A 25,780-nucleotide genomic window follows, 5' to 3' on the forward strand; every position below is an offset into this window, starting at 1 on the left:
AAGCCACCGGAAAAAAGCAACATTAATCTAGCCAGAGTAGCTATTCCGGCAGTTGTACCTGATTTTGTAAGGGATGATTTTGTTCAAATTCCCTCAAATTGGCTAGGGTCACTTCTGCAATACTGGTGAGGGCGTTGCGGGTGAAAAAGGCCTGGTGGGCCGTGATCACCACATTGGGAAAGGACTGAAGGAGTTGAAAGGTATCATCTAGAATAATTTCTTGCGACCAGTCTTCAAAGAAAATTTCGTCTTCCTGTTCATAAACATCGAGGCCCAGGTAGCCAATTTGGCCCGACTTGATCCCTGCAATCGCGGCTTCCGTGTCTATCAAGTGCCCGCGACTCGTGTTGATTAGCATCACGCCCGCTTTCATCTGGGCAATGGCCTGGGCGTTAATCAAGTAATGGGTTTCGGGCGTTAAGGGACAATGGAGGGAAATAATATCGGCTTGGGCATAGAGTTCCGGCAGGGAAACGTAGCGGGCATCCCCCAGGGCCTCAAAATCCTTGCTTGGATAGGCATCATAGCCCAGCAACCGACAGCCAAAACCCGCTATAATCCGAGCAAAAATCAGGCCAATCTTACCAGTGCCGATCACGCCGACGGTACATCCATTCAGGTCAAACCCCAGTAGGCCATCCAGGGTAAAGTTATCGTCCCGCACGCGATTGTAGGCCCGATACAGCTTACGATTTAGCATCAGAATCAGCCCCACCGCATGCTCCGCCACGGAATAGGGAGAATAGGCCGGAACCCTCACCACTTGCAGCCCTAAATCCCTAGCGGTAGCCAGGTCAACATGATTAAAACCCGCCGAGCGCAGGGCAATCAGCTTCGTCCCGCCCTTGGCAAGCAATTGCAGGGTGGCATGGTTCAGTTCATCATTGACGAAGGCGCAAATCGCTGGAAAGCCGTGGGCTAGAGTGGCCGTCTGGGGGGTTAAGCGGGTTTCAAAATAAACTAAATCGTGGGGAGGCGTTTGGGCCTGGTTAGCGGCATCAAAAAACAGGCGGTCGTAGGGTTTGGTGCTAAAAAAGGCGACTTGCATGGCGGTATCCGGTAGAGGCCTCCCCATTCTAGTGAACCCTGCTCTCTCTAGAATCCTCTCTGAAAGGTTGTCCCTCGTTTCGGTCTGTCCGGCCCTATCCTAATCTTGGAAGAGGGAAGTCAAGATACCTTAATCTGGTGGATAACAGCGATACGTCACCGCAGGGCCTTAACCAATGGATGCCAAACTCCCCCAACGTTTACTGCTGGGCCTACTGATCCTGGCTTTAATGCTGTTTGCTTTAACGCCGATTATTTGGCAATTTTTGACCTCGGTCAAAACCAATGCTGAGATTGCGGCCATTCCAACGGTGTATTGGCCAACGCAATGGACCCTAGAGCATTACCAAAGTCTATTTAATCGACGGCCAATCGGGGCCTATTTATTTAACAGTAGTTTGATTGCCATTGTTTCTACTCTGCTGAGTCTGGGACTGGGAGCACCAGCGGCCTACGGCTTGGCCCGGTTTCGATTTCAGGGCCAGAATCTGCTGTTGGGGGCCATTTCCATGGTGATTCTCTTTCCCTACATTTTTCTATTTTTAGGCCTGTTAGAACTGGTGAAAGGGTTGGGTTTGGGCAATAACTATTTGGCGCTGATTATTCCCTATACCGCTATCAATTTACCCTTAGCTATTCTCGTCTTACGTAGTTTTTTCCGTCAGCTTCCCATCGAAATTGAAGAGGCGGCTCGTCTGGATGGTTATCGGACGATGTCCTTGCTCTGGTATATCGTTCTGCCTCTGACCTTACCGGCCCTGGTGACAACGGGCATTCTGAGTTTTATTTTTGCTTGGAATGAATACCTGCTGGCCCTGACCTTTATGACGCGGGAAACGATGAAAACCATTCCCGTAGCTACGGCGGCCATTGCCGGCTCCAGTATTTTTGAAATTCCCTACGGCCCCATGGCGGCGGCGACAGTATTAGCGACCTTTCCCCTGGTACTACTGGTGCTATTTTTCCAGCGGCGCATCGTCCAAGGCCTGACGGCAGGAGCCATTAAGGGCTGACGGAGAGGTATTGCCTTAATAGTTCTGTACAGTTGGTAATGGCGGCGAGGGAAGCAATTTCGTAGCCGTGGGTATTTTGGGTTGGGAAACTGAGGCAAGCGGCCCTGGCCACATGGCCAAATTTCATAGCGATGGAGGCATCACTACCAAAGCCACTGATCACCGCTAACTGGAGGAGGATGTCAATGGCCTGGGCGGCCTGGCGCAATTCCTGGTTCAGACCCTCATCGTAGAGGCCGTAGCCATCCTGGGAGAGCAGGACAGGATCAGGGCCAAGTTGGAGGGGATATTCCGTCGAGAGGGGACAAATTTCTAGGGCGATCAGGGCCTCAAGGGATTGTTTTTGCGTAAAGTACAGGGCCCCCAAGGCCCCGATTTCCTCCTTGGCTGAAGCCACCAAATAGACGTTGGCCCAGGGATTACGAAGGGATTGAGCGAGGCCTAAAAGGATCGCCAAGGAGGCCTTATTGTCGAGGGTATAGCTGGCGACGTAATCCTTGAGACGCAGGGGTTGTTTGCGGTGTTTTCCAATTACCACTCGACTACCGGGACGAACGCCGGCCTGGGCCAATTCTTCAGGGGTACAAAGGGTCTCGACCCAGGCATCTTCCCAGCGTAGGGGACTCTCCTCCTGCTGGGCCTTCTGGGGCGATTCATGGGAGACATGGCGAGAGCCAAAGGACAGAATGCCGGAGAGGGTCTGCTCATCCCCCAGGATATCCACCACGCCCTCACCGTACACCCAGGGAAAACTGCCCCCCAGCCGACGAATTTGGAGTCGGCCGCTCGGCTCAATGGCCTTGACGATCATGCCAATTTCATCTTTATGGGCCGTAATGGCAATGTTCCGTTGGCTATCCTGGCCAGGAATTTTGACAATTAGATTGCCCGCCGGATCCTGCCAGTAGTCTAGGCCCAGGGCCTGGAACCGTCGGCTCAATTCCTGGTCAATTTCCTGTTCTTGGCCGCTGGGGGAATGACAAAGCACCAGGGCCTGGATGATTTCAAAGAGGGAATCGTAAGCATTATTTGCCATGGCCAGGATTACCACAGAGCTGCCTTGAGTTGACGACAGAAATTCGTCATCGAAGCCAGTCCCTCTGCCGGGGTTCCTTCCGCTAAGCGCTTGACAAAGGCACTACCGACAATCACCGCATCCGCGCCCCAGGCCTTAACCTGCTGGGCCTGTTCCGGTTGGGAAATACCAAAACCAACGCCAACGGGTTTATCCGTTGTTTGACGAATCAGGCCCAAGAGGTCTTCCACTCGCGTAGCTACCTGGGCCCGCATCCCCGTAACCCCAGTGACACTCACCAGATAAATAAACCCCTGGGACTGGGCGGCAATGGCTTGGATTCGTTCAGCGGGACTCGTCGGGGCAATCAACAAAATCAAATCGATCCCCAAGGCTTGACAGGGCCGCAATAGGTTATCGGCTTCTTCCAAGGGCAGATCGGGAACCACCAGGCCCGCAACCCCCGCCGCTTTAATCCGTTGTAGAAAAGCTTCAATACCCCGATGGAAAATCGGGTTGTAGTAGGTGAAGAGAATAATCGGAGCCGTTAAATCGGCCTGCACCGTTTCCACTACAGCCAACACCTGTTCTAGGGTGACACCCTTTTGCAAAGCCCGAGTAGCGGCGGCCTGAATCACAGGGCCATCGGCCAGGGGGTCGGAGTAGGGAACACCCAATTCAATCAGATCAGCCCCAGCTTGGTCGAGTAAGCGCAATGCCTGGGCCGTTGTTTCGAGATCCGGGTCTCCGGCGGTAATAAAGGGAATGAGGGCGCACTCTCCCCGTTGGCGAAGCGCATCAAAACAAGCTGAAACCGCAGTCATGGGCAAGTCTATTGTTAGGTCAGAACCCTACACATTCTGCCATAATCCGGCAAACTCCCAAACAGATTTAGCGTTGCATGATAAAGAGATGCCTTGAGAAAAACTTAAATGATGCTGTTCGTTGCTCAAATCAACTCAGATTGGAGCAATATTTTGCCACAACTCAGCTTCTATAAACCTAGACAAATGACCTATATTAGTGGTTGCAACAACAAGATCTGGAATAGCCAGAGTCCTTGCCTGAGCTACCAAAATCATGTCCGCATCGATTGTTTTATCCCCTGCTGTTGGTTGCCCTTGCTGACGAGCTTGGGCCCAAAGTTGTGCCGCATGACGCATGGACGTAGTTGTAATCGGCAAATACTCTAGAAACTTTGTTAAATTATCAAGACGAGCCACACCTTTATCCTTCTTTGCCCGCAGTAACTCACGCCGAAGTTCATAGTCTGCAATCTCTGGAATAATAACGCGGTTCTCCCCTGTGAGGTGATTTTGGAGCCATTGGGCACAAGCGATACTTTCAGGAGAGAGTTTTGGATTCGTAATCAGACCAAGGGGGCCTGCGTCCAATAGAATGACTCGGTTCACCAAGTTATACCTTTTAATTCGATTGGGAACAGCTTACGTTTAGACAACCGATCCTCATCTAAGGCACGCACGAGGTATTGGCCAGTTTCTTGCTGTTCCTCAATATCTTCATCATCGATCCAGGACTGAATCAGATTAACTGCGTCGGATTGCTTTTGCCTTAGCAGAATAGAGTTGTGCAAAAGTTTTAGGGTCACAGCTTCCACTGAAAGCCCTTGTTGCTGGGCCTCCTGGAAGAGATATTGCTCTAATTCCGGTGGAAGGTTTAGGGTTAGCGTCATAGGTTTCGGCTGGACAAGCATCCTAATTCTAGCCGGACAAGGCGAGGAGATTACTGGATAGCCTCCTTTGATCGCCCTAAGTTTCCTGTCATAGTCGGGAGAGCAGGGCCTGCCGTTGGCCCTTGAGGGAGACGATCCAGCCAACTACGGCAATGGCCGGTGCTTCAAAACCGTTGACTTCGATCTGAGTCCTAATCGTCTCTAAAGTTCCCACCAATTCTGCCTGCTCCGGCCGAGTCCCCCAGCGAATCAGGGCAATTGGAGTATCAGGGGCCAGGCCCCCTGCCAGCAATTGCGGAATGATCTGGGGCAGATTATGAAGGCCCATGTAGATGACGATAGTTTCAGAGCCTTGGGCAATGGCCGGCCAATTAACTTGGGGCCGATACTTGCCGGCGGCCTCATGGCCCGTCACGAAGGTTACCGAAGAACCATAATCACGGTGGGTAATGGGAATTCCAGCGTAGGCTGGAGCCGCAATACCTGCGGTAATACCAGGTACGACTTCTACAGGAATCCCCGCTGCTTCGAGGTCGGCCATTTCTTCCCCACCTCGGCCAAAGACAAAGGGGTCTCCTCCCTTGAGACGGACGACAATGGCATGGGTCTGGGCTTTTTCGATCAACAGTTGGGTGGTTTCCGCTTGGGCTTTAGAATGGCGTCCCCGTCGCTTACCCGCGTTGATCTGTTCAGCCTGGGGGTTAATCATGGCCAAAATCGGCGCACTAACCAGGGCATCGTAAATCACCACGTCGGCGTGTTCGAGGAGGCTTTTTCCCTTGAGGGTGAAGAGGCCCGGATCGCCTGGGCCAGCCCCGACTAAATAGACTTTACCGAGAACAGCAGGGCTTGGGGTCATAGGTGTAGTAGTTGGGCCAGCAAAAAAGCAAAGTGAGGATGATGGGCCAGGGGATTACCCAAGTGGAAACGAACCTGGGGGTACTGGTGCTGCAGATGGGCGACCTGAGACGCTAATTGGTCGGTGATGCCCCCAGAAAAGAGAAAGTAGGGGAGGATCAAAACTTCCTCGCTACCGTTTTGTATAGAAGCTTCCACCACCGTGGTCAGGTTGGGGGCCAGACTCCAATAGGCTACTTTGGCCTGGAGGGCCTGGGCCCGTTGTTGGGGGGCCAGATTACCATCTGCTCGCCGACTACCGTGGGCCAACAGGATCGGCTGGGCCTGGGGATATCGCTCACCGGCTTGACGCAGTAACGATTCTAGGAATGTGTCGTGGCCGAGGTAGGGCAGACAATCAAAGTCACAAACAGAACCCAAGGCAGCCTGGGCCAAGGCAATTTCCCTGGGCAAGTCTTCCTGGACATGGACACCGGCCTGGAGAAAGAGGGGCAGTAACCGGAGAGTAGTGCAGTTTAAGGCCTGGACAAGGGCCATGATTTGTTGATGCAGGGGTTGGGGATGACCTTCAAGGGTAGCGGTTTGTACCGGATAGGCGTAGTCTGGCGGCTGGGGCGGTAGCAGAGTGAGCGTTGGCCCTGTCTCCATCGTGGGTTTATAGCCAGAGAGAACTGGCCGCACTGGCGAGAGGGACTCTAGACATTGACTGACTTGATACCCTAGGCGAGTTAGGGCCACCTGGGAACGAGGGTCTCGACTACCGTGGGCAACCAGTAAGTAGGCAGGATTCAAGGTTTTTATTAAGAAAACATTAAGTTTCAAGGCTATCCTAGCGAATTTTGGGGGCCAGCAATGTATCGGGATTGGCGGAATGGACCTAGAGGCTAGGGGATTCTCGGAAAACCAGCACGGTACTTTCGGTCTGACTCGCAATTAAAGCGGGAATATTTCCATGCAAAACTGTCTGCAACAGGCCCTCTCGACTGGCCCCCAACAGAATGGCATCACAGTGACGGGCCTCGGCCAAACTAAGGAGTGCATCGGTCACGGATTTAGCACAGACGGGAATTGGGACAACGGGCTGGCTTATTTGCTCTTCCAGGGCTAGGGCCTGGGTTTTCAGGTCTTGAAAGGGGTCGTAGGCTTCGGTATTGTGGGGCAGGTACACCTTGGAGAGCAAAATCTCAGGATTGTCTGGACGGGGATAGAGGCTCAACAGGCCGGGGAGGTAATGCAGGGCCCGTTGAATATTGGGGCCTCCCGCCACCGGAATTAGCCAGGAAGCTCGGTGCAGAAGACTGTGGGGATAGGTCTGGGGGCCAGGGCCGAGTTTAACCAGCAACAAATCACAGGGGGCTTTTTCAATAATGCTCGTCATCACACTGCCCAAAATATTGCTTTCGCTCTGTTCTGTGCCCTGCCATCCCATGATCAGCAAGTCAATCTTTTGTTCTCGAACGGTGTCTAAAATGGCCTCGGTGACACTGTGGGCCAGACGGATATGGGTATGGACTAACTGTTGCTGATGACGGCCCAGGCGTTCCATGCGCTGGAGAAGTTTGCGGGCGGCCTGGGTCGAGGCGCGGTACTCCGAGGGATGGACCGTTTTTGGGGTTTTCACCACCTGCAGACAATCAATTTCGTAGTTGTGGGTCTGAGCAATGGCCCCGGCAATCTGGAATAGGGCCGTGGCCGTTTGGGGATTATTCAAGGGCAGAAGAATACGACCTTCCCCAAGGTGGGGGGCCCGAGTTTGGTAGGCAATGTAGGCAGGATGGCTTTGCACTGGCCCTTGGCCCCCTAATTGGCTCACTTCTTCTCGAATGATGTCAGTACGAGTAATAATACCAACCAACTTATACCCTTCTACCACGGGTAAGCGGGATAACTGGTAGCGATTGAGGAGGTACAGCACATCACTCAAGGGAGTATCCGGCGTGACGGTAATCGGGTTGGGGGTCATTAATTCCGCCAAACTTGTCTGATTAGAGTGTTGACTGGCATTGGCCAGGTCGGTTTGGGTAAAAACACCGACCAATCGACCCCGTTCTACGACAGGAAAACCGCGATGGTGGGACTGGGACATAATCGGTAAGACTTCCGCCAGGGTGAGGTGACTAGCCAGGCTTTCTACCTGGGTTTGCATAACCTGGGCCGCCGTCATGGTCAGCAAAAAATCACGCTGGGGTTGGTCTTCCGCGAGATAAATCCCCTTGGCCTCTAGCAAATGTTCATACAAGGAGCGTGGAAACAGACTTTCGGCCACGAGGTAAGAGACTGCACAGCAGATCATGAGCGGCAGAACGGCGTTAAAGTTGCGGGTCAACTCAAACACAATGATGATGGCTGTCACCGGTACCCGCACCACACTCGTAAAAAAGGCCCCCATGCCTGCTAAGGCAAAGGTACTCTCCAGGCCTGGCCCCAACCAAAATCGACCCAAGTCTCCCACCAGATAGCCCAAGGCCGCTCCCATCACCAGGGCTGGGGCAAACAGTCCGCCGGGAGTATCGGCGCTATAGGCCAGCATAGCTAACAAAAAATGTACCGCCAGGGCCAGGAGAATATTTTGCCAGCCTAATTCTCCCGTAATCACAAAATCCCGAAGACCGGCATTATCTCGAAAGAAGGGGGGCATCGCGGCCATGGCTAGGCCAGAAATGAGGCCAATGCTCCCAATGCGCCATATCAAGGATAATTGGCGTTGGCGTTGCCATTTTTGCAGAGCGAGAATGCCCCGATTCAGCCAGGCCCCCAGAATGCCCGCCAAGGCCCCTAACAGTAGATAAAAGGGCAGGGCCGGTGCCGAAAAGCCGACGGTCAGGGGGGGCGCAAGGGTTAACGCCGGGGTAACGGCCGTTGTTTGCAAAAGTAGAGACGTCACGGCCCCCACAAAGGAGGCCACAATAGAGGTTTCTAGGGTCAAGCCCGACACATCCCGCATCAACTCTTCCACCACAAATAAAACCCCGGCAATGGGTGTGGTGAAGCCTGCCGCTAGACCGGCAGCGGCGCCTGCGGCAATCATTTGACGGCGATGCTCCGGCGAGGTGGGCAGCCAACGACTTAGTTCCGCAGCCAGGGCCGCTCCAATGTGAACCGTGGGGGCCCGACGGCCCAAGGGAATACCGGCCCCTAAGACAAAAATCGTGCCTAGACTTTTGACCAGGGCCACTTGCCAAGAAAGGGGAATGGGATAACGGGCCAAGGCCGCCTTAACCTGGGGAATGCCACCACCAGCCGCAGGAGGACAGGTTTGTTCAATCAGCCAACCCGCCAGGCCCCCGAACAATAATCCCACGAGGGGAAGAATAGCCCAGGCCCCGTAATGCTCACTCAAGTAGATCCGCCCGGAACCCAACCAATTGATCCCATGTTTGATCACCAGGGCCGCTAGGGCCGAGCAGAACCCAATTAAACATGCTTCTAAAATGGCGTAGCGACTATCGGTAGCATTACGGCCGTAATGTTGGGTTTTAAACCATTGTCGCCATGACTTAAGCGTTGCCCTAAGCGCCATGGCCAATCACGCAATCGGTAAGAGCCAGGAACAGAAGAACATGACGGGAAAGCCTGGGTTTGCTACAATAACAAGCGGTCATTCAGCCAGAAGAGAGCGTCTTTGAATCAAGTTGTTAATATTCCTACCCTTGATACCTTAGCGCAAGAACTAGCCGCTATCCAGCAAACCGGTTCTAAACGCATTGCCCTATTGGGTTCTCGCCATGTTCCAATCACCCATCAGCAACTCATTGAAATGATGAGCTACGCGCTGGTGTTGGGGGGAAACCGTTTATTAACCTCCGGCGCTACGGGCACCAATGCCGCCGCCATCAAGGGAGCCATGCGGGCTGATCCCAATTTGCTCACCGTTATTTTACCCCAGAGCCTAGACCGCCAACCCCGTGAGTCCCAAGAGCAATTGCAACAAGTGATTCATCTGGTGGAAAGTCCAGAAAATGACCATCTTTCCCTCGGGGAAGCTAGCGCCCTCTGCAACCGCGAAATCATTTCCCGGTGCCAACAGCTCATTTGTTTTGCGTTCCACGAAAGCCACACCCTCATGCAAACCTGCCAAGAAGCGGAAGAACAGCGGAAGCTGGTGACACTCTTCTATTTCGACTAGGAAAGCCGTGAAACTGCCCGTTTCTCCAACGGATTGGCTGGAACGACGCTGGGTGACTCCCGCCTATGCAGGCTGGCTACTACTATTCTTGACCCTCTGCTTTTTTGGGGCGGCCACCAATACCATGGCCGGTTGGCTCTACGTCCTCAGCGGGCTCATCATCGCGCTTCTTTTTCTCGGGGCCTGGTTTCCCCCCCAAGTGCTCAAACGACTGGCGGTTGAACGACTACCCATTGCTCCTGTGAGTGCCGGCGAGGATCTGACCATTACGGTTTTGATCCGCAACCATAGCGGCCAGGCCAAGACCCTTCTACAAGCGTGGGATCTGTTGCCTCCGGCCCTGGGCCGGCCCCAAGGCCAGGCCATTGAAGCAATCCCGCCCCAATCCATTCATCGTTGGAGTTACTATCAACCCACCTCCCAGCGGGGGATTTACCGCTGGCAAGGACTAGAACTCCGCACCGGCGCTCCCCTTGGCCTCTTTTGGTGTCGGCGCCGTCGGCCCTTATCGGGAAAAGCGGTGGTCTATCCCCAAGTACTACCCCTACGGCAATGCCCCCTGATCGATGTCATCGGTCAAGAAGAAAATCCCCAATGGCAGAGTCAACGGCGTTACCAAGCGGCCTCGGAGGGGGTTACTAAGACTTTGCGGCCCTATCGCTACGGCGATTCCACCCGTTTGATCCATTGGCGGAGTAGTGCTCGTCTAGACATTTTTCAGGTACGGGAATTGGAGGTGGTGACTGGCGGGCAGGATATCGTCATTACCCTGGATAGTGGGGCCGATTGGGCGGCCGACCGTTTCGAGCAGGCCGTGATTGCGGCAGCTTCTCTTTACTTCTACGCCCAGCGGGCTCAATTTAATGTCAAGCTCTGGACGGCAGGGACGGGCCTCGTAGCAGGAAATCAGGCCGTTTTAGAAACTCTGGCCGCTGTTCAATTCTCAGAACCAGCCCAGACGCCGCTACCTCAGCGTATTCCCTTACTGTGGCTAACCGGTAATACGGATAGCTTAGGGCAACTTTCGGGTTATAGTCGTTGGCTCTGGTTCCGGCCATCCTCCCAGGCCCAACTTCCCCCTGGCCTCTCCCACCGTGGCCTCATCGTTGATCCGGACGAAAACTTAACCCAACAATTACAACAGCCTCTACCAAGGCCGCTGTGACAACCCGCGGGCTAGGAATCTTCCCCTGCATGGTAGGAGCTCCGCACCAAAGGGCCAGAGCGGACATGGCGAAAACCCATTTGCTCGGCCTGGTGGCCCAATTGCTCAAATTCTGTCGGAGTCCAATATTTTTGCACCGGTAAATGGGCCAGGGATGGTTGGAGGTATTGGCCCAGAGTTAGACGGTCACAGCCTACTTGGCGTAAATCCCTCAGGGCCTGGATAATTTCGGCTTCTGTTTCCCCATGGCCCAGCATCAGGCCGGATTTTGTGGCGATTTCTGGATAGGCCTGTTTCACCCAAGCCAACACCCGGAGGGAGCGCTGGTACTTGGCCCCCCTCCGCACTTGGCTCTGGAGACGTTCCACGGTTTCTAGATTGTGGTTATAGCAAACTGGCCGGGCCTGGGCGACGGTTAAAACCCGCTCCCGTTGGCTCTGTTCTCGGCCAGGGCCGCCCCAAAAGTCTGGCGTTAACACCTCAATTTGGGTCAGGGGATTATCCCGGCGAATCCGCTCAATAATCCGTACAAACCAACTAGCTCCCCCATCGGCTAAATCATCCCGCGCCACGGAGGTCAAGACGACGTACTGAAGGCCTAGCAAATGAACCGCTTCAGCTATTTTCTGGGGTTCTTCCGGGTCTAGGGCCATCGGGGCCTGGCCCTTATCTACTTGGCAAAAGGCACAGGCACGGGTGCAAACTGGCCCCATGAGCAGAAAAGTTGCCGTCTTTTGGGCATAGCATTCGCCTCGGTTCGGACAACGGCCCTCTTCACAGATAGTATGAATTTGACGCTGTTTAATAATTTTTTGTACCGTAGATAACTCACTGGCCTTGCCAGGGGCTCGCTTAAGCCAAGATGGCAGGGCCTCATGGGCTCGGGCGGTCGGAGAAGAAGACAAGGTCATCGATGGTGACAAAAACAAGAGGAAAAATTAAGCTTTGCTGGGGCGGTTACGCAGGCCTATCAACCCAACCATGGTAGCAACAATCCCGATGAGTAATAGAAAGGTCGCCGTGACAAGGGTGGCTCCATAGCCAAAATCAAGGTAGCGCATGACCGTGGCATAGATATAGACAGAAATGGTCTCCGTACTACCGGCGGGCCCTCCCCCCGTCATCACTTGAATCAGATCAAACACCCCAAAGGCCTGGGCAAACCGAAACAGTAGGGCCAGAAAAATTTGAGGGCGGAGCAGGGGCAACGTTAATCGCCAAAAAGACTGCCAGGCCCGAGCGCCATCCAAGGCATAGGCCTCGTAGAGATCCTGGGGGATGGCCTGTAATCCAGCCAATAAAATAATGGCCATGAAGGGCGTGGTTTTCCACACATCAGCCACAATCAGAGCCGCCATGGCCAAATGGGGTTCCCCCAGCCAAGTCAGGCCGGTTTCCCGGAGATGTAAGCGCTGCAAGAGATCATTGACAATCCCGTACTGGTCATTAAAAATCCAAGCCCAAGCCAGGCCCATAATGGCAGTGGGCAGGGCCCAGGGTAAGATCGCCACCGTCCGCACTAGGCCCCGACCCCTAAAGTTTTGATTGAGTAGTAAAGCGATACCTAATCCTAGGAGCAATTCCAGACCAACACTGATGCTAGAAAAAATAAAGGTATTACTAAGACTTTGCCAAAATCGGCCATCCCCCAGCAGGCGCTCCCAGTTGGCCAGACCAGTAAAGAGGGGTGATAGTTGCGTCGCTAGGTTTTGACGAAAAAAGCTGAGGCCTAAGGCCCAGGCAATGGGATAGATAAAAACCAAGCCGAGGAGGAACAGGGCCGGCAGGAGCAGAACAACTCCATTCAGACGGGGTAGGGATGGCATAACAACGAAAAACCTGAACGGGCATCAGTAGCTCAATCATGACTGATCTTCCGGCTAATGTTCGCATAGGGCCGCTGACAACGCTTCTTCTTTTCGGCCCTGACGAAAATCCCTCAAAATCCCCGGCATCTTCTCCTACAATGGAAGACGCGATAAGTAAAAATACCAGGGGAAAAATACTCATGCTGGCGGGCAAGTCTGAATTTCCGGCAACATTATCAGATCGAGAGCTTGAAATCCTAGATTTGGTAGCAACAGGCCTCACCAATCTCGAAATCTCCCAGCATTTGGAAATTAGCAAGCGGACAGTAGACAATCATATCAGCAACATTTTAACGAAAACGAAAACCGACAATCGGGTCGAACTGGTGCGCTGGGCCCTGCAGTGGGGCAAAGTCTGTCTCAATGAGGTCAATTGTTGTGTCCTTCCCCATCCTTCCCTTCCGAATGAAGATAATTAATTTCCTTGAACCATAAAGCTTTGCAACAAAATAGCCAACAGCGCCTGACAGGGCCTTTTAGAGCCGTGACAATAGAAGTAGGGACTGGCAAAGGGCTTGTCTAGGGGGGTTATGGCAGAATTGAGTCTAACCCTTTAAGAATAGTGGTTGAAGGAGTAATTTGCTTTTTTGCACAATGCCAAGGGCCCGTCCTGAATCGTTATATTGGCTAGGAGGGACTTGAAATGACTGCAAACTTATCGGCTAATCTGCTCAATAAAAGCTACATAACCGACTATTTTTTAGACGGCTACTATCTAAAATCGGAAGCCACTGTGCAAAGTCAGTATCCCACGGTTGAAGAGCACATCCAGATCGTGCTCCCCCATCAGTCTCATCCCATTCTCGTCCAGGTGATGGAAATTGTCGAAGTTAGTGAAGATGAATACAAAATCTACTTGGTAACGGTATAAACTGTGTCCAACGCCTAAGACAATCCCTTGCCCATGCGCCTGCCCCTGCCCCAATTTGTCATTGAAGAACGGCCACCCCAGCATATTGCAGAGGTAATCGAAACGAGCAGTACCGGGTTTTTGGCCCAGTGTCTGGAACCGGAAGACCTGAGTTTTCCGGCCATGCCGCCCTTTGGCAGTTGGGTGCAGGCCAGGGATGAGGAGTCCCAAAATCTTATTTTTGGCATTGTCAGTCACGTCACCACTGCTCCGATCGATTCCGTCCACCGGGCCAGGGCCATGGGACTATCCCTAGCAGAATTGCGGGAACAGCAACCCCAAATTTTTGCCATGCTCAAAACGGAGTTCTATGCGACCTTGGTGGGCTTTGAACAGGCCCCGGCATCGAACAACGGCCATCATCGCGGGAGCATTTATCATTATTTGCCGCCCTGTCCACCCCAGATCCACCAAGCGGTTTATCAGTGCGCACCCGAGGAGGTAATCCACTTCAGCGAGAAGCCCGATTTTCTACGAATTTTACTGGAAGTCAAGGAGGCCCCCGTGGATGCCCTGGTTGCAGCGACGGTTCGGGGGGTTTATGGCCTGCGCAAAGGAGACCATCGCTGGCTGGTCAATGTCGGCCGCCACCTCAGCCTACTCCTCAAGGATGACTATGACCGCCTACGCTACATTCTCAGCCAAGTTCATCTCTAGGCCAGAAAATTGAGGGACACAATTCTAGGCTTTCTTGGTAAAGATTTGTAAACTGTAGAATAATCTATGATGATGGTTTCTAGAAAGGCGGAATGAATAAATTAATGCGTATTGAACGTTTGCTCCTGATAGCTCATATCGCCTCCATGGGCTTTGGGCTGGCGGGCCTTTTGTTGGTCTTGCCCCATCCTGAATTTATTGCCAACCTTCCAGACATTGGCAAGACAGCCTTTGCTTGGTCAATGGCGGGGGGCGGTGTGATGTATATGCTATTGGGGACAGCTGCCGTAGCGGTCTATGCCTTTCGGACCTTGGGCCTGTGGCATTGGCTGGGGTTTATGATTCCGGCGATTGGCCTATCCCTCAGTGCCGAACTCCTGGGTACAAGTACAGGTTTTCCCTTTGGCCACTATCGTTACCTCTCCGGCCTAGGGTACAAAATTGCGGGACTAGTTCCTTTTACCATTCCCCTCTCTTGGTTTTATCTGGGCCTAAGTGCTTACCTCCTCGTCCGCATGGGCCTGAAAAATAGCCAACTAGCGGTTTGGCTCCAGGAATTCACGGCCATTATCCTCGGTGCTCTCCTGCTGATGTCCTGGGATTTTGTGCTAGACCCGGCCATGAGTCAAACGACGATGCCTTTCTGGGTCTGGGATGTGCCAGGGGCCTTTTTTGGGATGCCTTACCAAAACTTTGCGGGCTGGTTTGGTACTGGTGCTGTCTTTATGACCGTTGCGACTCTCCTCTGGCGGGCGAAGCCCCTCAACCTTCCCGAAGAACAGCCCGGCTTACCCCTTGCTATTTACCTCAGTAACTTTGCCTTTGCGACGGTGATGAGTTTAGGCGCGAGCATCTATCCCCCCATTGGGTTGGGACTGATCCTGGGGGTTGCTCCGGCCCTGTATTTCTACCGTCGGGCCTTACCGGAATCTCGGTCAACGGCAGTGTCTCGCCTACGGTCAGTGATTGAACGCGACAAAACGGATCTGGCTACGATTAAATAATGCGTAGTTGATGATAGTGGTACACGGCTTCTAACAACGGACTTTCTGAACCCTACTTCTAATCGTCATCACATCCATTTAATTGGTTAACCGTGGGAACTCTACCAACGATTAACGGTATTCCAATGAGTTCCCATTACATTAAAAGAAGTTAAGTAGAATGCCCGTTCGACTACAGATTTAGACCGATGTTTTAGCCTTAAGTCATACCCAATTTTCAAAGAACACGTCAATCCATTAAGGCTCTATGTCATGTCAATAAAACGAAACCTAACATTATTGCTCAGTACTGTGACGCTAATGTTTGCGAGTATGCCGGTCTTGGCACGGGGAATTTCGACGCTTAAAGCGGCAACACCTAATACTCGTATTAATGTCAGGACTCAACCAACCATTAAATCAAGTGCCCCCCAGTATGGTCTTCCCGGCGATAAAGTGAAAGTCATTGAGTGTGTTCAAGACAAAGACACCAAAGGCAGTGATTTGAACTGGTGTAAGGTTCAGTTTACAAAGTCTAAGGCTGTCGGCTGGGTGCGGAGTGATTTCATTATTTTTGCGGATGGCGGGGAGTAATTGTTAATAAATCTAAAGATAAGTAACCTCTATCTTTGATTTTTGTCTTTAATTAAGATTGCCCGCATAACGCAATAATCATGAAGAAATCATTAACGGCTGTTTCTACCCTTGTTCTGTCTACATCGGCATTGATGCTAGCAAGTTTACCGAGTGTTGCCGCTATTCCTCTCTTTAATGCAACTTGTCCTGGCAAAATTGAAGTCCATGCCGATCAAGGGGGCCCTATTTATATTAACGGTAAGGAAACCAAGTTAATTGTCAAAAAATCCAAATACTACGAAGCCAAGCTACCAAAAGGAGCTAATTCTGACATTGTCATTTCAGTAGCGATTAATCCGGATGATTCGGTCACAGTGAGCTATACCGGAAAGAAGGGAGCCAATGGAATTTGCACCGTTAAAGAATAAGTTTTAAATTTGTTTTCAATTCTCAGTCCTGCCTTCTCCCTGTCGGGGGAAGGATTTTTGTTGGGGCCGATCTGCTTGGGGGGTTGAGATAGGCCGGCCATTGGTGAACAATGCTATAGGTTTAACTTAGTTGGTGAACGTTTGAATATGCTGGAATTGGCCCTAGCCTGTAGTCTATTGCTATCCCTACAAGGCCCTGCAACGTTGGTTTTAATGTCTCGTCTGTTGAAGGGGGCCAATCGGCAACGGCCCCTAGAGCCACAAATTGCTCGGCCAGAGCAGGCTGGCCAGGTTTCCATTGTCGTACCAACGTTGAATGAAGCGGAACGCATTGGCCCCTGCCTCCAGGGCCTATACCAGCAAGATACCATTGTGCGCGAAATCCTCGTCGTAGATAGTCGTTCCCAGGACGGGACTGGTGACAAAGTTCTGCAGATGGCGGCTCAAGATCAGCGTTTTCACTTGCTGACCGATAATCCCCTGCCGCCGGGGTGGGTGGGCCGGCCCTGGGCCTTAAATTATGGTTTTGAACAAAGCTCTCCGGACAGTAAATGGATTCTGGGTATTGATGCCGATACCCAACCCCAACCGGGACTGGTTGCCGCCGTGGTTCAGGCCGCCGAAACCCATGGTTATGACCTGCTATCCCTCTCGCCACAATTTATTCTGAAAACCGCTGATGAATGGTGGCTCCAACCGGCCCTGTTAATGACGCTCCTCTACCGCTTCGATTCCTCCGGTGTGCGCCAGAGTGACCCCGAACGGGTGATGGCCAATGGGCAATGTTTTCTCTGTCGCCGGGCCGTTCTAGAAAAATTAGGGGGTTATCAATCAGCCGCCCGTTCCTTTTGTGATGACGTGACCCTCGCTCGCTACGCGGCCCAACAGGGTTTTCGGGTTGGCTTTTTTGACGGGGCCAAGGTGATTCGCGTTCGTATGTACGAAGGATTTGGGGAAACCTGGCGGGAATGGGGCCGTTCCCTCGACCTCAAAGATGCCACCACACCCACCCAACTCTGGGGAGATGTGGCCCTGTTGGTATTGGTGCAATGCCTGCCGGGTTTGCTGGTTCCCGTCCTGGCCCTGGCCTGGGGTTTGGGCTTTGATTTCTTGACTTTGCAGGGGGCTTTGGCCCTAAATCTGGCCCTGGTGGCGATTCGCTTTGCCCTCCTGGTGGCGATTCGGCCCTCTTATTATCGAGCCCCTGGGGAAGCCACGGGGGCCTGGGCCTTTTGGTTATCGCCCTTTGCCGATGTCCTCGCAGTGATTCGAATTATTCTCTCGGCCCAAAAACAGCCCAAGCAATGGCGCGGACGCACCTATTAAATCATGGAAAATACCATTAAAAGCCCACTCCGTTACCCTGGGGGGAAGTCCAAGGCCCTGGCCCAAATCCTGGCCCATTTGCCTAGTCATATCACTGACTATCGAGAACCGTTTATTGGCGGCGGCTCGGTCTTTTTGGCAATTCGACAGTTACTCGGTGAAAATCTTCACCATTATTGGATCAATGACCTCAACTACGACCTTTATTGTTTTTGGGCCTGCGTGCAGCACAATTTAGATCAGCTAACGACAGATATTCAAAAAATAAAGCAACATCAATGTAATGGTCGCCAACTATTTAAGTCCCTAACGGCAGACCATCAGGAATTAACGCAACTACAGAGGGCCGTTCGTTTTTTTGTTTTGAATCGCATTACTTTTTCGGGAACTGTCGAGTCGGGGGGCTATTCCCAACACGCCTTTGAACAACGCTTTACTGATTCTGCTATCCAGCGCTTGGCTAACTTGGGCCCTTGTTTAGCCGGAGTTAAAATTACCAACCTAGACTACGACGCCTTGCTCCAGGCCCCAGGGGAAGACGTCTTTATCTTTCTAGATCCGCCCTATCTAAGTGCCACCAGTTCAAAACTCTACGGTAAAAAAGGAGATTTACATACGGCCTTTAATCATCAACGTTTTGCCGAGAATATGCAAAAATGTCCCCACCGTTGGCTGATTACCTACGATGATTCTTCGGAAATTCGAGACCTGTTTAGTTTTGCTCAGATTTTTGAGTGGGATTTACAGTACGGGATGAATAATTACAAACAAAAGAAGGCGGCTAGAGGGAAGGAGTTAATGATCAAAAATTATTGATCTTGTACCAATTCACTAAATTAGAGTTAGGGTAAAACCTGCACTTGATTAGCAGCCCATTGGGCCTTTTCTCGGGCTAAATCTGTACTATCAGCTCGGGCCAGGGCCACTCCCATTCGTCGATAGGGCCTGGTATCCGGTTTACCAAAGAGACGCAAATCCACGCCCGCTTGGCTCAGGGCCTGTTCCACTCCCTGGAAAGATACCGAGGAAGCCGCCTCTGAAGCCAGAATCACCGCACTGGCCGCCGGGCCATACAGGCTAATTTCCGGAATGGGTAGGCTCAGAACAGCCCGCAGGTGCAATTCAAACTCGTTCAAGTTTTGGGAAATGAGCGTCACCATGCCTGTATCGTGGGGCCGGGGCGACAGTTCCGAGAAAATCACCTCCTCGGCAGTGACAAAAAATTCCACCCCAAAAATACCGGCTCCTCCCAAGGCGTTGGTCACGGTTGCGGCGATGGCCTGGGCCTGCTGTAACTGTTCCGGCGTTAGACGGGCCGGTTGCCAAGATTCCTGATAGTCCCCTCGTTCCTGGCGATGGCCAATGGGGGGACAGAACAGCGTCGGCCCCTGCCATTGTTTAATGGTTAACAGGGTAATTTCTAGCTCAAAGGGTATAAATTCTTCGATAATTACCTTCTGGCTATCCCCCCGCGACTCGGCAATGGCTGCTTGCCAGGCCCTTTCCACCTCCGCAGAGGAATGGACGACGGATTGGCCCTTACCGGAGGAGGACATCACTGGCTTCACTACCTGGGGAAAACCGATGTCCTGCGCCACGGTCTGCATTTCCGCCAAACTGGAAGCGTAGGCATATTTGGCCGTGCGAAGCCCCAACTCCCGATGGGCCAAGTCCCGGATGCGGTCACGGTTCATGGTGTAGTGGGTGGCCTTGGCCGTGGGAATGACCGTAATCCCCCGTTGCTCAAATTCCGCTAACTTTTCCGTGCGAATGGCCTCAATTTCAGGAATCAGATAATCTGGCTGATGCTTGCTGACGACTCGCTCTAGGTCTTCGGCACTGAGCATAGAGATCACTTCTCTGGCATCGGCCACCTGCATGGCAGGGGCATTGTCGTAGCGGTCTACGGCGATGACGGTATTGCCCAGACGTTGGGCCGCAATCACAAATTCCTTGCCTAGTTCCCCGGCCCCGAGAACCATTAATTTTTTCGGTAGGCTTAGCATCACAACTCCGGTTCAATTCCTAACGCTTTTAATTGTTCCGCTAAACGTTCGGCCCTTAGGCGTTCTTGCTTAACCCGCTGTCGTTCTTCCTCGATCGAGATTTGAGCATTGGCCAATTCCGCTTGCAGTTCCGCCGGGGTCAGTAGTTTTGCCCCATTATCCAGCCGATAAAAACCAATTAGTTTATCTTCAGGAACGAGACGCAAACCCAGGGCCTGACTTTGTTGATCCCAGATCGGTTGGTAGGCCTCATTAGCGAGCTGATAACCCCTTAATTGTTCGGGAATCCATTCCCCTTTCGGATCGAAAAGCCAATATTCTTTAACCCCCAATTGTTGATAGAGCGTTTTTTTGAACTCTGTATCCTGGGAACGAGTGCTGGGGGAGGTCATCTCAAAGATCACGGCCGGAACCTGTCCCTCTTCCCAAAGTTTATAACTCTCGCGACCACCAGGGGCCACATCGAAAATCACCATCACATCCGGTGCAACCCGTAGGCGCGGAAAGCCTTGGGAATAGTAGAGAAATTGATCCGCTAGCACCGTGGCCGGCCGTCCCGTCAGGTATTGCCGCAGGACTTCTAGGGTCACGAGGATGGCGTAGAGGTGGTCGTAGGATTCCGCCAAGGGTTCACCGTCCTCGCTGGGGTAAACAATCTCGTCTTGTGCCGGGGGAGTCAGGGTTTGAGTCATAGCCAGTTGGCCCCAGATAAGTGATCTGCGTTTCTCTATTGTAAAAGCGGCTTAAATATCCAACTCCATCAGGTTCAACTTAGAACCGTAGGTTTCGATAAATTCCCGGCGCGGGGCCACTCGGTCACCCATTAAGACGGTAAAGATCCGGTCGGCTTCGGCGGCATCTTCGATCTGTACTTGCTTCAGGGTGCGGGTTTCCGGGTTCATGGTGGTTTCCCAGAGTTGGGTTGGCATCATTTCCCCCAGTCCTTTGAAGCGTTGGATGGTGTAGCTGGCATTGGCGGGAAATTGACGAATTTGTTCCTGTAACTCGCGGTCGGAGTAGCAATAGTAATGGTTTTTGCCCCGTTCCAATTTGTAGAGCGGCGGACAGGCAATGTAGATATAGCCTTGATCCACCAGGGCCCGCTGATAGCGATAAAAGAAGGTTAACAACAGGGTGCGAATATGGGCCCCATCCACGTCTGCGTCAGTCATGAGAATGACGCGATGGTAGCGCAGTTGGGAGGCATCGAATTCATCCCCTTTAATCCCTAGGCCCAGGGCCGTGATCAGGGACTGAATTTCTGTATTTTTGTAGATCTTGGCATCATCGGTTTTCTCAATGTTGAGGATTTTCCCCCGCAAGGGCAGAATGGCCTGGAATTGACGGTCACGGCCCTGCTTGGCCGACCCACCAGCGCTATCCCCTTCTACGATATAGATCTCAGACACTGAAGGGTCTTTGGCACTGCAATCCGCAAGTTTACCGGGCAGGGTCGAGGATTCTAAAACGGATTTACGGCGCACCAGTTCTCTGGCCCGGCGGGCGGCTTCAGCGGCCTTAAAGGCCTGTACCGCTTTTTCAATCACCGAATCCGCTACTTGGGGATTAAATTCTAAAAATTCTGTCAGGGCCTCTCCTACCAAGGAATCAACAATGCCCCGCACTTCTGTATTGCCTAGTTTGGTTTTGGTTTGGCCCTCAAATTCGGGGTCAGGTACTTTCACGGAAATAACGCCCGTTAGGCCTTCGCGGACGTTTTCCCCACCGAGATTAGCTTCATTTTCTTTGATTTTGTTGCGTTTACGGGCAATGCTGTTGATAGTCCGAGTCAGGACGGCTTTAAGGCCCTCTAGGTGAGTTCCCCCATCAATAGTACGAATATTGTTGGCAAAGCCCAGCAGGTTATCGCTGTAGGCATCCACACACCACTGCAGGGCCACCTCCACCTGGACATCGTTCTTTTCGCCGGAAACGTAGATAATATCGCCGTGCAAGGGTTCTTTTTCAGAGGTCATATAGGTGACGTATTCCCGAATCCCCCCTTCGTAGAAATACACCTCTTCCCGTGCTTTGCCCTCCCGGCCTGCGGCTCCAGTTGTGCCCCTAGCATCGCCGAAGGTGATTTTGACCCCGGCATTGAGATAGGCTAACTCTTTTAGACGACCAGCCAGGGTATTGTAATCAAATTCGATGCCATCTTTGAAAATCTCCGTATCGGGTAAAAAGGACACCTGAGTCCCGGTGGGATGATCTGCATTGGCGATCGCCTCTAGCATGCCAATGGGATTACCCCGCTCAAACCGTTGGAAATGTTCCTTGCCTTCGCGCCAGACTTTCACTTCTACCCACTCGGACAGGGCGTTAACCACGGAGACCCCAACCCCGTGCAGGCCCCCGGAGACCTTATAGCCGCCGCCCCCAAATTTTCCCCCGGCGTGGAGCACCGTTAACACCGTTTCTAGAGCCGAGCGGCCCGTGGTGGGGTGAATATCGGTGGGAATGCCGCGACCATTATCGGTGACCGTGACCGAACCATCGGCATTAATCTCAATTTCAATATGGGTACAATAACCCGCCAGGGCCTCGTCAATGGAGTTATCCACCACTTCATAGACCAGATGGTGTAGGCCTTTGGGGCCCGTCGAGCCGATGTACATGCCTGGGCGCTTGCGTACCGGTTCTAATCCTTCTAGGACTTGAATTTGGTCGGCACTGTAGTTACTGGTCATAGCCTCTCCACAATTTGGCTGGTGGGTGAATCTTCCCCTGCTTAGGGCAAAATGCTCAAAAATTATAGCACAAAAGGGTTACAGGCGACACAAAAGCACTCTGGAAGATGATTTAGAGAGGGATGCAGATAGGTTTATAAACCCTATTTACGCCCAACGGGGCGCATCGGCAGGGGGCACATCTTGCCAGCGGCCTGGCCCGACAGCACGGATTGCTTCCTCGAGGTTAACAGCTCCGGTGTAGAGGGCCTTACCAATAATTACGCCATTAACTCCCAAGGCTTCTAGGGAGAGTAGACTGAGTAGATCTCGTAGGGCGCTCACGCCTCCAGAAGCAATCACGGGAATAGTTAAAACACTGGCCAATTCTCGCAAAGCCGCTAGGTTGGGGCCGACCAAGGTACCATCTCGATGAATATCGGTATAAATAATAGCGCAGGCCCCTAATTGTTCCATCCGTTGGGCCAGTTCCGTGGCTTCCACCTCGGAGGTCTCTAACCAACCCCGCGTGGCTACCTTCCCGTTACGAGCATCGATGCCGACCACAATTTGCCCTGGAAATTCCTGACACAGGGATTGCACTAGATCTGGCTGTTCCACGGCCACAGTGCCTAAAATAACTCGTTGTACCCCTAATTCCAGTAACTGCGCCACGCTCTGACGATCCCGCAGGCCACCCCCCACTTGCACCGGAATATCAATGGCCCGCACAATGGCTTCAATGGCCGCTAAGTTTACGGGTTTGCCTTCCTTGGCCCCATCGAGATCTACCAAATGCAGACGACTGGCCCCCTGATTGGCCCATTGTCGGGCAACTTCCACGGGGTTTTCGTGAAAGACTTGGGATTGCTGGTAATCCCCTTGGTAGAGACGAACGCAACGGCCGTCGAGGAGGTCAATGGCGGGCAAGATTTCCATAACAGTTAGCCGAAAATTCTTATTGTATCTTTAATTCAGGTGGCTCAAGTTACTTGAGAAGACCGTGTACCAGAGGCATTGGTAAAGCATATGTATTGCCACAGGATTGATGAAAGAAGTGATTTGGGCTAAATTTAGCCATCGTGAGCACTCCAGCAACTTTAGAGCTAATATGTGACTGACTATTTTTTGATATGTAAGCTAACCAATGGTATTGGGTTCCCCTGTCTTTAGTGTCTGTGTATCTGGTAGCTCTTGGCTATGGGTTGCGTGGAATAGTATTGATGAGGATTACAGCAGATTCTCCGACGGAACGGTACAATGCAGGACGAGCCTATCACTGCATTAAGAGCCATAGAGTACCATGCCTCCCCTATCCATGGAGCTTCGAGAGAGAATTATCCTTGCCTACGAAAAAGGTAATACTTCCATCAGAAAGGTCGCTGAGCAGTTTCATGTCAGCAAAACCACCGTCCATGACCTTATCGTCTTAAAACGCACCACTGGGCAACTGATGCCCAAGCCACCTAGTGGAGGTAAGCCCAGTCGCCTCATGGGCACCGAAGCCCAAGTGATTGCCATGGTGGGCAAACATCCCGATTACACTCTGAGCGAGTATTGTGAGCTTTGGCTAGAGCGAACGGGTATCGATATGAGCGAAAGTACCATGTGTACCTTTTTGAAGCGCCTGAAATTAACTCGTAAAAAAAACTAAAAGAAACCGTAGAGCGAGCCTAGAGGAAGTACAGCAAGAAAGACGAGATTACTGGTCAGTCATTGGGCAAGAAGAACCGGAAAACTTGGTATTCCTGGATGAAATGGGAATTTTACTGGGGATAATGCGCGATAGGGCTCGTAGCTTGGCCGGGACGAGAGCCTATGACTTTGACTGTACCTACAGAGGACAGCGCCTCAATTATATTGGTGCGATGAGCCTCAATGGTGTTTTATCGCTCAAGCTCTTACCCCAATCTCTTAATAAAGAGTTGTTCCAAGAGTATGTCAAGGAGGAACTAGTACCGAATCTCTGGAAGGGAGCGACCGTGGTGATGGACAACCTCCAGGTTCACAAAGTAGAAGGAGTCAAAGAAATGTTGGAGGAAGTAGGGGCGAAGATTATTTATCTGCCGCGCTATTCGCCTGACTTCAATCCCATCGAGCATCTCTGGTGGGAATTGAAGGCTTTTGTGCGACGCTTTAGACCCAAGGAGCGAGAGACCGTAGAAAAGTTTCTGAAAATAGCGGTTCTACTGAATTCTGCTGACACCAGAAAAAACTACTTTACCCACTGTTGCTACTGTGCCACATAGATGGCGAATCCGCTGTAAATCGGGCGTATCTACCCGAAATGGTTCGTATATACTTGGCTTGGTCTGACGCCTTCGATGTGCCTATTTCAATCATTTTACTCCCCTCTAGCCTTTCCGTACTAACTTGACTTAGATGCAATTGAACTCGCCGATGGCGGCCCCTCCGTAACTCCCGAATTGCCAAGCGGCCGCAGTTCGGTGCAGTGCCGGGTTCGACACTCCCATCTCTCCTGTCCGCATATGCCTCATCAGTCAAAGCTCTAGGCCGGATTCCCGCAACCGTTGCTCCAATAGCGCTAAGCGTTCCAGGGCCGTTTGCTTGGCTTGACGTTCCAGGGCGACCAATTCCATGCCCCACAGGAGTAAATTGTCTTGGGCATCCCACCAGCGTAGCCAGTAGCCAGCACGATTTTCCCGAGTCCCTTGCCATACGCCCAAAAAGAGTTGCAGTTCCTCTAACCAGTAGCATTGCTGATCATTTGCCCGGCGTAGTTGGTAGTGCCCTCCTTCATCGAGACGATAGACTTCTAAGGTTCCTTGCTGGGGATCGAACAAGACATAGTTAGGCACCTGGAGGATCTGTTCATAAAAGAACCACTTGCCCGGGGGATAGGTCGGCTTCGTAGAATGTTCACCGCCATCGGTATCGGAGAGAAATTCCATCACCACCGTCGGGAGATCCCCCTGGAGTTGGGGGGTATAGCTCCGTTGAATGGTTTCTCGCGGCATGCTTAGCACTAGAATATAAGCCCAATCCGGTGCTTTGACAACGGTTTTGCCGTCCACCTGAGCACATAGGCCGTAGTTAGTGGTAATCAGGCTTTGGGGCGTCAGGCGTTGGGCCAGTTCCAGGCTTTCGGTGAGGGCGGCGGCGATCGCCGGTTGATTGACGTTATCCACGGGGTCATCCGCTAAGACAAAATCATCGGGGGGAGCTTCCCAGCGGATCTGGGGACGGGCAATTGCAACCACCATGGCCAGGCTTGAACATTATTGAGGCTTTAAGTTTAACGCAGTTGACGAACGGGTGTGCCTAGGCGTGGGAGACCGTCTGGGGGAGAAAACGCGGTAAATAAATCCGTTTTTCGAAGGCGATCTCAACTGACGAACTTTTATTAATAATTTTTAATGCTCCAATGTAGATGGCTGTTAAGCATATGTTATTTGTAGGATACTCTAAAGTACTTGTCA

27 protein-coding genes and 1 pseudogene are annotated in these 25,780 nt (G+C 52.2%); 13 read left to right on the forward strand and 15 right to left on the reverse strand.

What is annotated here, in order from left to right; translation table 11 throughout:
- Nucleotides 1–40 precede the first annotated feature (40 nt).
- Nucleotides 41–1,048, reverse strand: a complete 1,008-nt coding sequence (locus tag ABXS88_RS03015; RefSeq protein ID WP_353673714.1) for a 2-hydroxyacid dehydrogenase — start codon at nt 1,046–1,048, stop codon at nt 41–43.
- Between the two features lie 175 nt (nt 1,049–1,223).
- On the opposite strand from ABXS88_RS03015, the gene ABXS88_RS03020 reads away from it, so the two are divergent.
- Entirely contained in the window at nt 1,224–2,060 is an 837-nt protein-coding gene (locus ABXS88_RS03020; RefSeq protein WP_353673715.1) for a carbohydrate ABC transporter permease, read from the forward strand.
- Here ABXS88_RS03020 and ABXS88_RS03025 read toward each other — a convergent pair.
- The 7 genes from ABXS88_RS03025 to ABXS88_RS03055 form a co-directional block, all read right to left on the reverse strand.
- Nucleotides 2,050–3,096, reverse strand: coding sequence for a M42 family peptidase (locus tag ABXS88_RS03025; RefSeq protein WP_353673716.1), 1,047 nt, complete (start codon nt 3,094–3,096; stop codon nt 2,050–2,052). The two genes, ABXS88_RS03020 and ABXS88_RS03025, sit on opposite strands and share 11 nt — an antisense overlap.
- An 8-nt stretch (nt 3,097–3,104) precedes the next feature.
- Entirely contained in the window at nt 3,105–3,899 is a 795-nt protein-coding gene (trpA, locus tag ABXS88_RS03030) for a tryptophan synthase subunit alpha (protein WP_353673717.1), read from the reverse strand.
- Between the two features lie 135 nt (nt 3,900–4,034).
- On the reverse strand, nt 4,035–4,487 hold the full coding sequence (locus ABXS88_RS03035; RefSeq protein WP_353673718.1) for a PIN domain-containing protein: 453 nt from the start codon (nt 4,485–4,487) through the stop codon (nt 4,035–4,037).
- Complete coding sequence (locus tag ABXS88_RS03040) at nt 4,484–4,768, reverse strand: hypothetical protein (protein WP_353673719.1); 285 nt, start codon at nt 4,766–4,768, stop codon at nt 4,484–4,486. Before ABXS88_RS03040 ends, ABXS88_RS03035 begins: the two co-directional genes overlap by 4 nt.
- Before the next feature lie 88 nt (nt 4,769–4,856).
- Nucleotides 4,857–5,627, reverse strand: a complete 771-nt coding sequence (gene cobA / locus ABXS88_RS03045; RefSeq protein WP_353673720.1) for a uroporphyrinogen-III C-methyltransferase — start codon at nt 5,625–5,627, stop codon at nt 4,857–4,859.
- Nucleotides 5,624–6,418 (reverse strand): sirohydrochlorin chelatase, encoded by a 795-nt coding sequence (locus ABXS88_RS03050; protein ID WP_353673721.1) that lies wholly within the window; start codon nt 6,416–6,418, stop codon nt 5,624–5,626. The genes cobA and ABXS88_RS03050 overlap by 4 nt, the downstream gene beginning before the upstream one ends.
- An 85-nt stretch (nt 6,419–6,503) precedes the next feature.
- Nucleotides 6,504–9,146 carry a chloride channel protein gene (locus ABXS88_RS03055; RefSeq protein ID WP_353673722.1) on the reverse strand — a complete coding sequence of 881 codons (2,643 nt, stop codon included), beginning with the start codon at nt 9,144–9,146 and terminating at the stop codon, nt 6,504–6,506.
- Between the two features lie 102 nt (nt 9,147–9,248).
- Between ABXS88_RS03055 and ABXS88_RS03060 the strand changes: the two genes are divergently transcribed.
- The gene (locus ABXS88_RS03060) at nt 9,249–9,752 is read left to right on the forward strand and encodes a DNA recombination-mediator protein A (protein ID WP_353673723.1); all 504 of its coding nucleotides are present in this window, start codon (nt 9,249–9,251) and stop codon (nt 9,750–9,752) included.
- Nucleotides 9,753–9,759: 7 nt separating this feature from the next.
- Nucleotides 9,760–10,917: a DUF58 domain-containing protein gene (locus ABXS88_RS03065; RefSeq protein ID WP_353673724.1), complete on the forward strand. Its 1,158-nt coding sequence runs from the start codon at nt 9,760–9,762 to the stop codon at nt 10,915–10,917.
- Nucleotides 10,918–10,928: 11 nt separating this feature from the next.
- On the opposite strand, the gene lipA is transcribed toward ABXS88_RS03065, so the two are convergent.
- The gene (gene lipA / locus ABXS88_RS03070; RefSeq protein WP_353673725.1) at nt 10,929–11,828 is read right to left on the reverse strand and encodes a lipoyl synthase; all 900 of its coding nucleotides are present in this window, start codon (nt 11,826–11,828) and stop codon (nt 10,929–10,931) included.
- A gap of 27 nt (nt 11,829–11,855) precedes the next feature.
- On the reverse strand, nt 11,856–12,743 hold the full coding sequence (locus ABXS88_RS03075; protein ID WP_353673726.1) for a sugar ABC transporter permease: 888 nt from the start codon (nt 12,741–12,743) through the stop codon (nt 11,856–11,858).
- Between the two features lie 182 nt (nt 12,744–12,925).
- Between ABXS88_RS03075 and ABXS88_RS03080 the strand changes: the two genes are divergently transcribed.
- The 8 genes from ABXS88_RS03080 (at nt 12,926) to ABXS88_RS03115 (ending at nt 18,481) form a co-directional block, all read left to right on the forward strand.
- The gene (locus tag ABXS88_RS03080) at nt 12,926–13,204 is read left to right on the forward strand and encodes a helix-turn-helix transcriptional regulator (RefSeq protein WP_353674769.1); all 279 of its coding nucleotides are present in this window, start codon (nt 12,926–12,928) and stop codon (nt 13,202–13,204) included.
- A 224-nt stretch (nt 13,205–13,428) separates the two neighbouring features.
- Nucleotides 13,429–13,656, forward strand: coding sequence for a hypothetical protein (locus ABXS88_RS03085; RefSeq protein WP_353673727.1), 228 nt, complete (start codon nt 13,429–13,431; stop codon nt 13,654–13,656).
- Between the two features lie 33 nt (nt 13,657–13,689).
- Nucleotides 13,690–14,352 carry an HAS-barrel domain-containing protein gene (locus ABXS88_RS03090; protein ID WP_353673728.1) on the forward strand — a complete coding sequence of 221 codons (663 nt, stop codon included), beginning with the start codon at nt 13,690–13,692 and terminating at the stop codon, nt 14,350–14,352.
- Nucleotides 14,353–14,444: 92 nt separating this feature from the next.
- On the forward strand, nt 14,445–15,356 hold the full coding sequence (cruF, locus tag ABXS88_RS03095) for a gamma-carotene 1'-hydroxylase CruF (protein WP_353673729.1): 912 nt from the start codon (nt 14,445–14,447) through the stop codon (nt 15,354–15,356).
- A gap of 252 nt (nt 15,357–15,608) precedes the next feature.
- Nucleotides 15,609–15,929, forward strand: coding sequence for an SH3 domain-containing protein (locus ABXS88_RS03100; protein WP_353673730.1), 321 nt, complete (start codon nt 15,609–15,611; stop codon nt 15,927–15,929).
- A gap of 80 nt (nt 15,930–16,009) precedes the next feature.
- Nucleotides 16,010–16,339 carry a hypothetical protein gene (locus tag ABXS88_RS03105; RefSeq protein WP_353673731.1) on the forward strand — a complete coding sequence of 110 codons (330 nt, stop codon included), beginning with the start codon at nt 16,010–16,012 and terminating at the stop codon, nt 16,337–16,339.
- Nucleotides 16,340–16,486: 147 nt separating this feature from the next.
- Nucleotides 16,487–17,665 carry a 2'-O-glycosyltransferase CruG gene (gene cruG / locus ABXS88_RS03110; RefSeq protein ID WP_353673732.1) on the forward strand — a complete coding sequence of 393 codons (1,179 nt, stop codon included), beginning with the start codon at nt 16,487–16,489 and terminating at the stop codon, nt 17,663–17,665.
- A 3-nt stretch (nt 17,666–17,668) separates the two neighbouring features.
- Nucleotides 17,669–18,481 (forward strand): DNA adenine methylase, encoded by an 813-nt coding sequence (locus tag ABXS88_RS03115; protein WP_353673733.1) that lies wholly within the window; start codon nt 17,669–17,671, stop codon nt 18,479–18,481.
- Between the two features lie 26 nt (nt 18,482–18,507).
- On the opposite strand, the gene purT is transcribed toward ABXS88_RS03115, so the two are convergent.
- The 4 genes from purT to hisA all read right to left on the reverse strand — a co-directional run bounded on the left by purT (nt 18,508) and on the right by hisA (nt 23,279).
- Nucleotides 18,508–19,671: a formate-dependent phosphoribosylglycinamide formyltransferase gene (gene purT / locus ABXS88_RS03120; RefSeq protein WP_353673734.1), complete on the reverse strand. Its 1,164-nt coding sequence runs from the start codon at nt 19,669–19,671 to the stop codon at nt 18,508–18,510.
- Entirely contained in the window at nt 19,671–20,363 is a 693-nt protein-coding gene (locus ABXS88_RS03125) for a Uma2 family endonuclease (RefSeq protein ID WP_353673735.1), read from the reverse strand. The genes purT and ABXS88_RS03125 overlap by 1 nt, the downstream gene beginning before the upstream one ends.
- Nucleotides 20,364–20,414: 51 nt before the next feature.
- Nucleotides 20,415–22,361 (reverse strand): DNA topoisomerase (ATP-hydrolyzing) subunit B, encoded by a 1,947-nt coding sequence (gyrB, locus tag ABXS88_RS03130; RefSeq protein ID WP_353673736.1) that lies wholly within the window; start codon nt 22,359–22,361, stop codon nt 20,415–20,417.
- Nucleotides 22,362–22,508: 147 nt separating this feature from the next.
- Nucleotides 22,509–23,279, reverse strand: coding sequence for a 1-(5-phosphoribosyl)-5-[(5-phosphoribosylamino)methylideneamino]imidazole-4-carboxamide isomerase (gene hisA, locus ABXS88_RS03135; protein ID WP_353673737.1), 771 nt, complete (start codon nt 23,277–23,279; stop codon nt 22,509–22,511).
- 364 nt (nt 23,280–23,643) lie between these two features.
- On the opposite strand from hisA, the gene ABXS88_RS03140 reads away from it, so the two are divergent.
- Nucleotides 23,644–23,994, forward strand: a complete 351-nt coding sequence (locus ABXS88_RS03140) for a transposase (protein WP_353673738.1) — start codon at nt 23,644–23,646, stop codon at nt 23,992–23,994.
- A 10-nt stretch (nt 23,995–24,004) separates the two neighbouring features.
- Nucleotides 24,005–24,589: pseudogene (locus ABXS88_RS03145) on the forward strand (IS630 family transposase); the annotation flags it as partial.
- Nucleotides 24,590–24,841: 252 nt separating this feature from the next.
- Here ABXS88_RS03145 and ABXS88_RS03150 read toward each other — a convergent pair.
- Entirely contained in the window at nt 24,842–25,564 is a 723-nt protein-coding gene (locus tag ABXS88_RS03150) for a Uma2 family endonuclease (protein WP_353673739.1), read from the reverse strand.
- Nucleotides 25,565–25,780: the final 216 nt, after the last annotated feature.

Source organism: Synechocystis sp. LKSZ1 (genome assembly GCF_040436315.1).
In the GTDB taxonomy this organism is placed as follows: domain Bacteria; phylum Cyanobacteriota; class Cyanobacteriia; order Cyanobacteriales; family Microcystaceae; genus Synechocystis.